This is a genomic window from Providencia sp. UF-183, assembly GCF_058246155.1.
The window spans coordinates 50,113-61,898 of record NZ_JBSICD010000019.1; the positions used below are offsets into that span (position 1 = coordinate 50,113).

15 protein-coding genes are annotated in these 11,786 nt (G+C 42.9%); 12 read left to right on the forward strand and 3 right to left on the reverse strand.

Annotation, left to right across the window (positions count from 1 at the left end; translation table 11 throughout):
- Positions 1-345 precede the first annotated feature (345 nt).
- From AC4IFT_RS16670 to AC4IFT_RS16725, 12 genes are all read left to right on the forward strand, one after another.
- Positions 346-654, forward strand: coding sequence for a hypothetical protein (locus AC4IFT_RS16670; protein WP_490751972.1), 309 nt, complete (start codon positions 346-348; stop codon positions 652-654).
- Between the two features lie 9 nt (positions 655-663).
- Positions 664-1,041 (forward strand): hypothetical protein, encoded by a 378-nt coding sequence (locus AC4IFT_RS16675; protein WP_490751974.1) that lies wholly within the window; start codon positions 664-666, stop codon positions 1,039-1,041.
- On the forward strand, positions 1,038-1,886 hold the full coding sequence (locus AC4IFT_RS16680) for a hypothetical protein (RefSeq protein WP_490751976.1): 849 nt from the start codon (positions 1,038-1,040) through the stop codon (positions 1,884-1,886). The genes AC4IFT_RS16675 and AC4IFT_RS16680 overlap by 4 nt, the downstream gene beginning before the upstream one ends.
- 12 nt (positions 1,887-1,898) lie before the next feature.
- Positions 1,899-2,249: a tail fiber assembly protein gene (locus tag AC4IFT_RS16685; RefSeq protein ID WP_490751978.1), complete on the forward strand. Its 351-nt coding sequence runs from the start codon at positions 1,899-1,901 to the stop codon at positions 2,247-2,249.
- Positions 2,250-2,373: 124 nt separating this feature from the next.
- On the forward strand, positions 2,374-3,546 hold the full coding sequence (locus AC4IFT_RS16690) for a phage tail sheath protein (RefSeq protein WP_490751980.1): 1,173 nt from the start codon (positions 2,374-2,376) through the stop codon (positions 3,544-3,546).
- Between the two features lie 2 nt (positions 3,547-3,548).
- Positions 3,549-4,064, forward strand: coding sequence for a phage major tail tube protein (locus tag AC4IFT_RS16695; RefSeq protein WP_272573303.1), 516 nt, complete (start codon positions 3,549-3,551; stop codon positions 4,062-4,064).
- A 9-nt stretch (positions 4,065-4,073) separates the two neighbouring features.
- Positions 4,074-4,382 carry a phage tail assembly protein gene (locus tag AC4IFT_RS16700; RefSeq protein WP_490751982.1) on the forward strand — a complete coding sequence of 103 codons (309 nt, stop codon included), beginning with the start codon at positions 4,074-4,076 and terminating at the stop codon, positions 4,380-4,382.
- 14 nt (positions 4,383-4,396) lie between these two features.
- Positions 4,397-4,516: a GpE family phage tail protein gene (locus tag AC4IFT_RS16705; RefSeq protein WP_217008467.1), complete on the forward strand. Its 120-nt coding sequence runs from the start codon at positions 4,397-4,399 to the stop codon at positions 4,514-4,516.
- Positions 4,509-7,211 (forward strand): phage tail tape measure protein, encoded by a 2,703-nt coding sequence (locus tag AC4IFT_RS16710; RefSeq protein WP_490751984.1) that lies wholly within the window; start codon positions 4,509-4,511, stop codon positions 7,209-7,211. The genes AC4IFT_RS16705 and AC4IFT_RS16710 overlap by 8 nt, the downstream gene beginning before the upstream one ends.
- A 2-nt stretch (positions 7,212-7,213) precedes the next feature.
- Positions 7,214-7,660, forward strand: a complete 447-nt coding sequence (locus tag AC4IFT_RS16715; protein ID WP_490751986.1) for a phage tail protein — start codon at positions 7,214-7,216, stop codon at positions 7,658-7,660.
- On the forward strand, positions 7,657-8,763 hold the full coding sequence (locus AC4IFT_RS16720; RefSeq protein WP_490751988.1) for a phage late control D family protein: 1,107 nt from the start codon (positions 7,657-7,659) through the stop codon (positions 8,761-8,763). Before AC4IFT_RS16715 ends, AC4IFT_RS16720 begins: the two co-directional genes overlap by 4 nt.
- 71 nt (positions 8,764-8,834) lie before the next feature.
- Complete coding sequence (locus AC4IFT_RS16725) at positions 8,835-9,053, forward strand: ogr/Delta-like zinc finger family protein (protein ID WP_272656309.1); 219 nt, start codon at positions 8,835-8,837, stop codon at positions 9,051-9,053.
- Positions 9,054-9,141: 88 nt separating this feature from the next.
- Here AC4IFT_RS16725 and AC4IFT_RS16730 read toward each other — a convergent pair whose 3' ends face one another.
- From AC4IFT_RS16730 to AC4IFT_RS16740, 3 genes are all read right to left on the reverse strand, one after another.
- Positions 9,142-9,699 carry a hypothetical protein gene (locus AC4IFT_RS16730; RefSeq protein ID WP_490751990.1) on the reverse strand — a complete coding sequence of 186 codons (558 nt, stop codon included), beginning with the start codon at positions 9,697-9,699 and terminating at the stop codon, positions 9,142-9,144.
- A gap of 3 nt (positions 9,700-9,702) precedes the next feature.
- Complete coding sequence (locus tag AC4IFT_RS16735) at positions 9,703-10,866, reverse strand: DUF262 domain-containing protein (RefSeq protein ID WP_272524309.1); 1,164 nt, start codon at positions 10,864-10,866, stop codon at positions 9,703-9,705.
- Between the two features lie 168 nt (positions 10,867-11,034).
- The gene (locus AC4IFT_RS16740) at positions 11,035-11,670 is read right to left on the reverse strand and encodes a hypothetical protein (protein ID WP_490751992.1); all 636 of its coding nucleotides are present in this window, start codon (positions 11,668-11,670) and stop codon (positions 11,035-11,037) included.
- Positions 11,671-11,786 lie beyond the last annotated feature (116 nt).

Here is an 11,786-nt window from a genome sequence, read left to right on the forward strand (position 1 = left end):
CATGGCAACTCACCGCCGCGGGTGGAGAGGTTGAATTAACCCCGCCCTATCAGTTTAAAAACTGCCTTTTCACGCTCAATGGGCTTACCCAGCACGACGGGTATTCATACTCCATCGAAAACAACAAAGTATTGCTTGCTGAAGCGCTCAAGAAAGGCGAGCAAGTGCAAATTATTATTGATGCCCCTCTGATTAGCACCCCGCAAGCGGGAGGCTTACCGATTAGCAAAGATGCGAGGAACGCCCTCACAACGGGCTCGGATAACGGCATCTATTTAGACGAAGAAAAATTTCAGCCAATCGACGATATCACCGTCGATATTAAATCATGATTAGGGAAAGAAAATGCCAAGAAAACAAACAGTCACATTAAATTTTAAAACCAGTGATGGGAAAGTATTACCCGCTTCCTTTGATGTTACAGACGGTGAATCCACATTTGAAACATGGAAGAAAATTCCCGCGAATGCCAATAAAACCGAGGCGCAATTTATTGCAGAGCAAAAAGGCGCAAAAGGTGATGCGGGAGCAAAAGGTGACAAAGGTGATAAAGGTTTAACGGGGGATAAGGGAGCCACTGGCGATAAAGGCGCGGCAGGGGCGCAAGGGGCAAGTATTGTCAGTGTTGACGTTCAAATTAAGGAAAATTCGTGAGGTTAGGTTATGGCTAAAGGTCGTACTGTCTCACTGATATTTAAAAATAATGCGGGGCTTGCTTTGCCGCCCGTAAGTTTCACTGTTAACGATGGTGAGCAAGGGACAAAAGGCGATAAGGGTTTAACGGGTGATAAAGGTGCCAAGGGAGACAAAGGTGATAAAGGTGATAAAGGTGATAATGCGACGCTAGAAATTTCCTCTTTAACACCCGCAGTAAAAGGTGGAGAAACATCTTTTCCCATTGGCAATGTCAAAGTGTTATCGGTGACATTGAACGGCCTATCTCAGCCACAAGGCCACGCTTACACCATTGAGGGAACAACCTTATTTCTGGCTGAAGCATTAAAAGCAACTGATTTTATTTCGATTGAGGTAACTAAATGAGCAAACCAACAGGCAAGCTAATTCGTTTAACAGCGGGTGATGTGGGGGCATACACAAAAACCGAAGCCGATACCAAAATCGCAGACGCGAAAAAAGCGGGGACGGATGCTAACACCAATGCCAATGGACGTGTGCCAACGTCACGCAAAGTCAATGGGAAGCCATTGACCGCAGATATTAACTTAACGGCTGGGGATGTGGGAGCATACACAAAAACCGAAGCCGATACCAAAATAGCAGACGCGAAAAAAGCTGGGTCGGACGCTAACACCAATGCCAATGGACGTGTGCCAACGTCACGCAAAGTCAATGGGAAGCCATTGACCGCAGATATTAGCTTAACGGCTGGGGATGTAAGCGCATACACGAAAATCGAATCTGATACTAAAATCGCTGACGCGAAAAAAGCGGGTACGGATGCTAACACCAATGCAAATGGACGAGTGCCCACCTCACGCAAAATCAATGGGAAGCCTTTGACCGCAAACATTAGCTTAACGGCTGGTGATGTGAGCGCATACACAAAATCAGAGGTGGATAGCAAAATTGGAGCAGGCGGCGGGTTAGGACAAGGGCAATCATGGCAAGATTTAAAAAGTCAGCGTGCCATAAATACCGTTTATACAAACTCGACAGGCAAGCCAATTATGCTAAGTATAAACTTTGATGGTTCAAGCCAACATAGGAGATATGAATTATTTGTAAATAACTTAAAAGTTTACAATTATCTCCATGCAGGAACAACAACGCTTCCTGTCGTCAGTACCGTTATTCCGAATGGGGCAACTTATAAGCTAGTGGTAACAGGTGGCACGCCCATCACCTCATGGTTTGAACTACGGTAAAAAGGAAAACAAATGAAGTTCTATAAAGATATCCATAATGTTGTCTATGCGTATGAATCCGATGGTTCTCAAGATGAATTTATCAGCGATGAACTTATTGCTATCTCGGACAAGGAAGCGGATAACTTAACAAAAATCACCTTGAGCAAAGAGCAGCATATTGAGGGCGCTAAATATCAAAAAAAAGCGTTACTGATTGAAGCAACTAACCAGTCAACACCATTACAAGATGCTGTCGATTTAGGTGTCGCAACCGATAAAGAGCTAATGCAGTTAAATGCTTGGAAACAATACCGCGTTGATTTAAACCGTGTCGATACTTCAATTGCGCCAGATATTGATTGGCCTGAAAAACCCGAATAACATTAATCTATTCTGAGCCCCAACCAACGGGGCTTTGTCTCATCCTCCACACAACCCTCATTTCGTGCATTTGCGTTAACCCCAACCCAAAATTGAGCTATTGCAAAATAGAGGACGCTAAGTAATGGCTCAAGATTATCACCACGGCGTGCGAGTGATTGAACTCAACGAAGGCACGCGACCTATTCGCACCATCAGCACCGCAATCGTGGGAATGGTGTGTACTGCCGATGATGCAGACGAAAAAGCCTTTCCACTCAATACCCCCGTTTTAATTACTGACGTTAAAAATGCCGCGGGTAAAGCAGGCGAAACAGGGACGCTGGCTCGCTCATTAGATACCATTGGCAACCAATCAAAACCTGTCACCGTCGTTGTTCGTGTTGAGCAAGGCGAAAGCGAAGCTGAAACCACGTCGAATATCATCGGAGGCACCACGCCTGATGGACGCAAAACGGGCTTGCAGGCATTAACCGTGGCGCAAAGCCGTTTAGGTGTTAAACCCCGTATTTTAGCCGTGCCCGCTCACGATACACAGGCCGTTTCCTCAGCGCTTGCGGGTATCGCGCAAAAAATGCGAGCCATGGCTTATGTCAGCGCTTATGGCAGTAAAACCATTTCGGATGCGATTGATTACCGCAAAAACTTCAGTCAGCGTGAATTAATGCTAATTTGGCCTGAATTTCAAAGCTGGGACACCGTCACGAACGCAGAAAGTAATATCTACGCCACCGCTTGTGCTTTGGGCTTACGTGCCAAAATTGATAATGACATCGGCTGGCATAAAACCATATCGAATGTGGGCGTTAATGGTGTCACGGGCATTTCTGCCGATGTGTCATGGGATTTACAAGACCCTGCCACCGATGCTGGCCTGCTCAACGAAAACGACATTACCACGCTTATTCGCAATAACGGCTTCAAGTTTTGGGGTTCCCGTACTTGCTCAGATGATCCGCTATTTGCGTTTGAGTCCTACACCCGCACCGCGCAAGTGTTATCCGACACCATCGCCGAGGGGCTCGACTGGTCAATTGACGGCGCGCTTAATCCCTCACTGGCTCGCGATATTATCGAAAGTATCAATGCAAAACTGCGCAGTATGACAACGCAGGGCTATTTATTGGGCGGTGAATGTTGGTTCGACCCTGACGTGAACACCAAAGAAGAGCTGAAAAGCGGCAAGTTATACATTGATTATGACTATACGGCAGTGCCACCAATGGAAAATCTGCTATTACGCCAGCGTATCACAGACCGCTATTTATTAGATTTTGGCTCAAAAATTAAGGGGTAACCATGGCCTTACCACGCAAGCTTAAAAACATGAATTTATTCAACGACGGGCAAAGTTACTTAGGCCGCGTCGAAGAAATGACACTCCCAAAAATCACCCGTAAATTTGAAGAATATCGCGGGGGCGGCATGAATGGTGCCGTTAAAGTAGATATGGGATTAGAAGCGGATGCGCTTTCATCAGAAATTACTTTTGGTGGGCTAGAAGCGCAGCTCTATAAGCAATGGGGCGTTACGCAAATTGACGGTGTGATGTTGCGTTTTAATGGCGCATATCAACGTGAAGATACTGCAGAAGTGACCGCCGTTGAGGTGGTGCTGCGGGGTCGATTCAGTGAAATCGACTCTGGCAATGGCAAAGCAGGCGAAAACACCCAAGTCAAAACCCCCTTTAATGCCACCTATTACAAACTTATTTGGGATGGTGAAACGCTTATTGAGATTGATTTACTCAATATGATTGAAAACGTTGACGGTGTTGACCGTCTAGCCGAACAACGTGCCGCATTAGGGTTATAGGAAAAGTAAATGACTGAACCAGTAGACAAAAATCAAATCACTATCACATTAGATGAACCTATCACGCGAGGAACAACCACGGTAACAGAGATTGTGGTACGCAAACCCAATTCAGGTGCGTTGCGCGGCGTTCGCTTAGCGGCGCTGATGGAAATGGATGTGGACTCTGCAATCTTAGTGCTACCACGCGTCACCGCGCCAGCGCTGACCAAAGCCGAACTGCTTATGATGGCTCCCGCTGATATGGTCAATTTAACCAAAGAGTTAGTGCTTTTTTTGTTACCGAAGTCGGTGACTATGGATTTCCAGAACGACTAACCGTCAATGATTTAGTGGCAGATATTGCCACTATTTTTCACTGGTCACCGACTGTCACAGATGAATTTTCCCTAACCGAATTATTAGAATGGCGTTATCACGCCCTTAAACGTAGCGGTGCAGAAGATGAGTAAAGATTTGCGTTTACAGGTGATTTTAAGCGCCGTTGATAAATTCACAAAACCGTTTAAGAGCGCCCAAGCCTCGAATAAAAAACTGGCGGAAACCCTCCGCCAATCTCGCCAGCAACTTAAAGAGCTGAATAACCAAGCCAAACAAATTGACGGATTTAAGAAAACCAAACAATCCCTTGATGCAGCCAATAACGCCTATCAACAAGCAACAGCAAAAGTAAGCCAGCTTGCGCGTGAATTATCCACCATTCAAAACCCAACAAAAGCCCAATCACGGGAGCTTGACCGCGCAAAAGCCGCCGCCGCTAAACTCAAAGCCGAAACGGGCGTGCTGAGTACCTCATTACAACGCCAACGGGAAGCGTTAAAAGGTAATGGGATTTCGACACGCCAATTAAGCCAAGCCCAAGTAAAACTAAATAGCGACATTGCTAGCACCAGTCGGCGATTGCAGCAACAAGAGCAGCAACTAAAACGGGTTGCCAGCCAAGAAAAACGCATGTCGGCAGCAAAAAACAGCTATCAAAACACCATGGGCATGCGCAATAAAATAGCGGGTGGCGGCGCGGGTATGCTCGCATCTGGCGTGGGTTTAGGCTACGCCGCTAAAAAAGTATTAGTACCCGGCTATGATTTTGAAATCGGCATGTCAAAAGTGCAGGCCTTAACTCGCCTTGATAGAGATTCAGCCGACTATAAAATGCTCAGAGAGCAAGCCCGCGAATTAGGGGCTACCACGGCGTTTACGTCTAATGAAGTTGCCCAAGGCCAAGCATTCTATGCCATGGCTGGCTTTAAACCTGAACAAATTAAAAATGCCATGTCGGGGACATTATCCATGTCACTGGCGGGTGATATTGACTTAGCCACCACGGCGGATATCGGCTCAAATATTTTGACGGGATTTAAGCTGAACTCTAACGAAATGAACCGTGTGAGTGACGCCCTTGTTGCCACCTTTACGCGTTCAAACGTAAACCTCACGATGCTCGGTGATACCATGAAATATGTGGCACCCGTGGCGTCAGGTCTGGGTGTTGATTTAGAAACCGCCGCCGTTGCCGCAGGTAAATTGGGTGATGCAGGTATTCAAGGCAGCATGGCGGGTACAGGGTTGCGCTCTATTCTTGGGCGATTAGCGGAGCCGCCAAAAATGGCAGGTGAAGCCCTTGATAAGCTGAAAATTAAAACCCGTGACGCAAAAGGTAACTTGCGCCAATTTACTGACATACTCGCCGAATTAGACAAGAAAACCAAAAAAATGGGAACGGCTGAGCGTGCGGGACTGTTCAAGCACATTGCTGGCGAAGAGGCTTTTTCTGCCCTCTCAGTATTAGTTGACCAAGCGGGAAGCGGTCAATTGCAAGCCATGATTGCCGAAATCAAAGCTGCCAAAGGGGAAGCGGCAAAAGTCGCCAAAACCATGACAGATAACCTTGACGGTGATTTAAAAAACTTAACCTCTGCCTATGAAGATGTGGGGATACAGGTTTTCGGCGGTGCGGATAGTCCGTTGCGGGACATCACCAAGCGCGTGACAGATTTGATTTCAAAATTCGGTCAATGGGCGAAGAAAAACCCTGAATTGGTTAAACAAATCACTCTAATTACGTTAGGTTTAGGTGCCGTGTTAGCCGTTGGTGGGAGTATTTCACTCATGATTGCGGCATTAATTGGACCACTTGCCATGGCGAAATTAAGCCTGTCTGTTTTGGGTATCAAGGGTAGCGGATTTCTTGCCTTACTGATCAAGCCGATTAAGCTCGTTGGGGCGGCATTTATGATGCTGGGTAAGGCCTTATTAGCTAACCCGATTATCTTAATTATTACCGCCATTGCTGGCGCGGCTTACCTCATTTATAAATATTGGGATGATATTGTTCCTTACGCTAAAAAATTGTGGTCAAAGGTAACAGCGATATTTTCCCAGTTTTGGGAGGGGATTAAATCCTACGTACTGAATTGGGGGCTTGTCGGGCTGGTCTATCAACATTGGGATGATATTGTCGCTATCACATCCCGCATGTGGGCGCTGGTCAAGAAAACGATATCTGACAAGTGGGATCAGATTGTCGCGGATGTTAAAGGTTTACCTGAGCGCTTTAAGCAAATCGGCGGCGAAATTATCGATAGTTTGAAAAATGGCATTCTTGAAAAATGGGATGCACTGAAAGCCCAATTTGCCGAACTTAAGCAAATGGCCACGAATATTTTGCCCGATTGGATGCTTTCGGATGAAACCAAGGCGGTTCGTGCCATGTCACAAGTCACCGTCATTCAAGCAGGCATGAAGAATGCGGGCATGTTCGACAGCGGCGGGTTTATTCCCCGTGGTCAATTTGGCATTGCGGGCGAAAAAGCCCCTGAAATAGTAACGGGTCCTGCTCATATTACCAGTCGAAGAAAAACAGCCGCGCTGGCTGCGGCAGCACTAACCATGGGCTCTATGTCAGCAAGTGCTAATAAGTCCATTCACCCTTACGCTTTACCTGCCAGCGAATATCAGTCTGCCTCTGTCACCGTTAATCAAAATAGTCACAGGGCAAATGCGGCGCCAGTGACTATTAATGTTTACCCATTACCTAACCAGTCAGCAAACGATATTGCCCGTGAAGTTGCCAAGCAATTGGCGCAAAACCAACGGCGTGAGCAGGCAAGGCAGCTAAGCCGCTACCAAGACAGTGAGGACGATTAATTATGGCAATGGCAGCGCTGGGCTTGTTCGTTTTTCAGCTCAATACAACCCCCTACCAAATGATGCAGATTAACCAAAAATACCGCTATGGGGTGAATAACCGTGTCGGGAAGCGCCCCGCGGTTCAATTTATTGGCCTTGATAACGACGATATCACCCTCAGTGGCACCTTATTGCCGTCACTGACAGGCGGTAGATTATCATTGCTCGTACTAGAGCAAATGGCAGAAACAGGCCGCGCATGGTCGCTGATTGATGGAACAGGAAATATTTACGGTATGTATGTGATTGAAGAAATCACGCAATCAAAAAGTGAGTTTTTTGTCGATGGTGCCCCGAGAAAAATTGATTTTACGTTAAAACTTAAGCGCACGGATGAGTCACTGTCTGAAATGTTTGGGGATTTAAATCAACAACTAAATGATATGCGCGGGGCGCTGCCACTATGAGTTTTTTAACCAAAGACGAGCTAACCCCCGCTTTCGCCATTGCGGCAGGTGGTGAAAATATTAATGCTCAGATTCAAGGGCGTTTAATGTCATTAACCATGACGGACAATCGCGGCTTTGAAGCTGACCAGCTAGATATTGAATTAGATGACAGCGACGGAAAACTTGCCTTACCCAAGCGAGGTGAAACCCTGTCATTACACCTTGGCTGGAAAAACTCACCGTTGATTTACAAAGGAACATTTACCGTTGATGAGGTTGAGCATAGCGGCGTGCCCGATAAACTCACCATTCGTGGGCGCAGTGCGGATTTTCGGGACACCTTAAACGTTAAGCGTGAGCAGTCCTATCACCAAAAAACACTTGGCGATATTGTGCGAACGTTGGCAGAGCGAAACAAGCTGAAGCCTGTCATTGATGAAAAATTAGATAAAATCAAGCTTGCCCATATTGACCAAACCAACGAATCAGACGGTTCATTTTTAACGCGAGTGGCGAAATCCGAGGGGGCAATCGTTGCGGTTAAAAACGGAAATTTACTGTTTATGAAGCAAGGCCAAGGCTTAACCGCCAGTGGTCAGCCCATTCAGGCCATGCACATTACCCGTTCAGTGGGAGACGGGCATCGCTTTTCACTGGCAGACCGCGGCGCATACACTGGCGTTGTGGCTAATTGGCTAAACACCCGCGAGCCCAAAAAGAAAAAAGAAGTCACAGTAAAGCGAAAACGAAAAAGCAAAAAGCCTGCAAAGCCAACAGAGCCAACAGAGCCAACAGAAAAACAAGGAGAATATTTAGCAGGTGAGCAAGGGAATGTCCTGACGCTTTCCCATACTTACGCCACAAAAGAAAATGCAGCTCGCGCAGCGAAAGCCCAATGGGAAAAAATCCAACGTGGTGTAGCTTCATTCTCAATTCAACTGGCGATAGGCCGCGCAGAGCTTTACCCTGAAATGCCGATCACAGTCAGTGGGTTTAAGCCCGAAATTGATAATGCTGATTGGATATTAACGCGAATAATCCATTCATTGAATGACAGTGGCTTTACTTCAGCTTTGGAGTTAGAGGTGAAAATTTCGGATTTGGATATCGCTGATGAATAATTTTTTAGACTGTATGGATATACATGGTATAATTTACATAACATCAACATCATGACAAAGGATACATAATCATGATGAATTGTCCCGAATGCGGTCACGCAGCCCACACACGAAGTTCCTACCAAGTTTCATCCGAAACCAAAGAGCGTTATAACCAGTGCCAAAATATCAATTGTGGTTGTACATTCGTCAGTCACGAATCAGTAACAAAAATTGTTGTTAAACCCGCACACGTTAATGTTGTTGAACCGCATCCGAGTAGATCTAAGCAGGTTGCTCTAACATTATAAATACGTTTTATAATATCAAAACTAAAAAGAGCCTTTACCTTAAGGCTCTTTAATATAAAACATGCCTGAAAATAGCAATATAAACATATTAGCCGTCTTCAGTATCTACACCGAGGTTAGAATTCATGGTAGCTTTAAACTCTTGAAAAAATGCTGGTAATGCTTCGGTAAAGTGCAGTGCGCTCTTATACTTATTAAAAACTTCTTCATCAGTTAAAGGTAATTGATAGCTCAAGAAATCATTATGAACAAGATAGTTGCGTAATTTACCTAGCTCTAAAAAATCTTCTATAGATTGTTCTAATAAAGGTTTTTCTTTTAACTTGGCCTGCATAAAAATGGTAAAATTACTACCAAATTTAGAAAAAAAATCGTTCGCCTTTTTCTGTTTCCAGTTAAATAGCGAATGATATTTTTGTAATAAAGCTTGATTATAAACAAACTGATCTCTAAGTACGCATTCTTTAGCATCCATAGCATCTTTTATTATACTAATCATTTTTACTTCAAAATGGCTAGCACATGAAAGTAGTAAATTTTTTGCTGACTGAGCTGAATGCACATTTGCATAGCTAACTTCTTTTACAGAGATCAAATATTCATGTAAATTTTTATTATCTATATATGCTCTTTCAATAACATCCATAAATCAGCTCCGGCTATAAATCTCTTTCGCTACTCTTAAGCGCCCTAAAACTGACTCTTTACGAGTTGTTTTACCTGTGCTAAATGATATGAATGTTTGATCCGCTTTTAAATTAGCAATAAAACTGTCTGAAATAGTACCAACTATTGATGGGTCACATTGTTCAACTGCATCTTTAGTTAATGCGTAAAAAATAGACTCAAAAAGTGTAATACTTAGTTTTGTGCCACCTAACCTGAAGCTTTCATTAGGTATAGATGAAATATTATCCATAAATTTTGCCCATATATCCCTAGACAAGCAAATGACATCTTCATCTAATTTTTTAGATTTATTTGCAAAAGCATTTAGAAATCCTGCAACTTTATTTTTATAATTTTCACTGTAAAAGACCATTGAGTAAACTCTTAGAATTGCTTCGACATCATTTAATCTGATATCAACCTCAGGTTTACCTAAAAGTCGTCGCCACACTGGATTATTATTTAATTCAACTAAACAAGATAAAAATGGTGAATGAAATAAGCTCATCCGAATTTCTTGGGTCGATAAATTAACACCGCCACTATTTAAACGGTTAAAAATTTCAAACATTGCACCATTTTCATCATCCTCTTCGGATGATGGTTTAATAAACATATTTCTAATCGTTGATAAATTTAGATTCATCTGATACTCATCTAAAGTATCGTAATTTAGCCCAGAAAATTTATTTTTTTGATTATCAGTTGGGCCATCAAGTTTTAGATTGAATTTTGAAAAATATGTATCATCGGATAAAATATCTTGTGGAATTTTTCCGTGTAATTCAAAAATTTCTCTTAATTCAGAGCGTTTTTCTTTTTTTGGGAAACGACCTTTGGAAAAATAATAAATTGACATGAGCCTTTGCTGCCCATCAATTACTAAGTATTGGTTTTTTCCTTGTTCGTAAAGGAAAACTTGAGGAATAGGTAATCCAATCAATAACGATTCTATTAATTTTGAAGCTCTCTTTATATCCCAAACAAAATGCCTCTGAAAGGCAGGTATTTTAAAAACTCCAGACTCAATAAAGCTAATAATTGTCATAATATTGAAATCATTAGGTGTAGTTGTTAGTCTGAATTCATCTAAAGGATACGAATCATCATCATTATTAGAAAAAAGCTCTTCTTCATGGTTCATTAACTACTCCTCATAGTATATAAAACACACAACACTATAGTTATATGGATGGTTATTAAATATCAGCTACTTAAAATTTTGTTCCTAATATACTGTAGAAGTCAGTTTTTATCATCTAAGAACATAAAACTAATCTTATTTATGTGACTACGAACAAAAGGCTCAAAATTATTTAGATACACTAATTAATTCATCAAAGAACTTATCAAAGCCTTTTTTACCACTATCATCAAATCGCAACTCGTTGAACTGCGCAGTGAAAGAGCAACTATCGTCGATTAGCTCACTCAAATTATTAATAGGCACATATTTTTTAGTGATCTCTAATGCCTGAGGCTTAGTGATTGTTGCTGTGTATTCAGGCGAGCCTTTCAGTTTTTTTCCATTCGCATCAACTAAATAAGATATGACTGTAACTTTATCATTGGGCGTATTAATTAATGAGCGATAAACACCATAGACAATGGCTCGTTTTGCTAATAGCTCCTTTACGTCTTGCCCGTCTTGCTCAAAAGCTACCGCTGAAAGCCTAACATTTAGTGGTGATTCGCTAATAATTTCGAGTGAATTATTTTCAGGGTAATAATCACTGAAATATTCCATTGCATCATTCATTGTTGCGTAAACTTCATTTTGCTTTGTGCAATCTTCACTTGATTTGAGGTACGGTGCAGCAGAAGCCGAACTGATACCAACAACCAAGGCAAATACGGAAAACGCAGAGCAAATAAAAAGTTTTTTTACTTGGGTCAAAAAATTGGTGCTCGTAATGTGTTTTACATCACTAAAAAATGTTCTAAGCATTATATTTCCCCTTATTGAATTGAGAATAAATTAAAGTCGGCTTTAACCGATAAGTAAAGCCCCTTATTGCAAGGGGCTAATGCTAAAGGTGGGTTACATGTGGATGTAATGTGGAT

Bases quoted from the DNA above. Each gene is read 5' to 3' on its own strand.
- AC4IFT_RS16670 (WP_490751972.1), top strand. From the start codon at position 346: ATGCCAAGAAAACAAACAGTCACATTAAATTTTAAAACCAGTGATGGG.
- AC4IFT_RS16735 (WP_272524309.1), bottom strand. From the start codon at position 10,866: ATGAACCATGAAGAAGAGCTTTTTTCTAATAATGATGATGATTCGTAT.
- AC4IFT_RS16675 (WP_490751974.1), top strand. From the start codon at position 664: ATGGCTAAAGGTCGTACTGTCTCACTGATATTTAAAAATAATGCGGGG.
- AC4IFT_RS16700 (WP_490751982.1), top strand. From the start codon at position 4,074: ATGACTGAACCAGTAGACAAAAATCAAATCACTATCACATTAGATGAA.
- AC4IFT_RS16720 (WP_490751988.1), top strand. From the start codon at position 7,657: ATGAGTTTTTTAACCAAAGACGAGCTAACCCCCGCTTTCGCCATTGCG.
- AC4IFT_RS16680 (WP_490751976.1), top strand. From the start codon at position 1,038: ATGAGCAAACCAACAGGCAAGCTAATTCGTTTAACAGCGGGTGATGTG.
- AC4IFT_RS16730 (WP_490751990.1), bottom strand. From the start codon at position 9,699: ATGGATGTTATTGAAAGAGCATATATAGATAATAAAAATTTACATGAA.
- AC4IFT_RS16740 (WP_490751992.1), bottom strand. From the start codon at position 11,670: ATGCTTAGAACATTTTTTAGTGATGTAAAACACATTACGAGCACCAAT.
- AC4IFT_RS16715 (WP_490751986.1), top strand. From the start codon at position 7,214: ATGGCAATGGCAGCGCTGGGCTTGTTCGTTTTTCAGCTCAATACAACC.
- AC4IFT_RS16685 (WP_490751978.1), top strand. From the start codon at position 1,899: ATGAAGTTCTATAAAGATATCCATAATGTTGTCTATGCGTATGAATCC.
- AC4IFT_RS16710 (WP_490751984.1), top strand. From the start codon at position 4,509: ATGAGTAAAGATTTGCGTTTACAGGTGATTTTAAGCGCCGTTGATAAA.
- AC4IFT_RS16690 (WP_490751980.1), top strand. From the start codon at position 2,374: ATGGCTCAAGATTATCACCACGGCGTGCGAGTGATTGAACTCAACGAA.
- AC4IFT_RS16695 (WP_272573303.1), top strand. From the start codon at position 3,549: ATGGCCTTACCACGCAAGCTTAAAAACATGAATTTATTCAACGACGGG.
- AC4IFT_RS16725 (WP_272656309.1), top strand. From the start codon at position 8,835: ATGATGAATTGTCCCGAATGCGGTCACGCAGCCCACACACGAAGTTCC.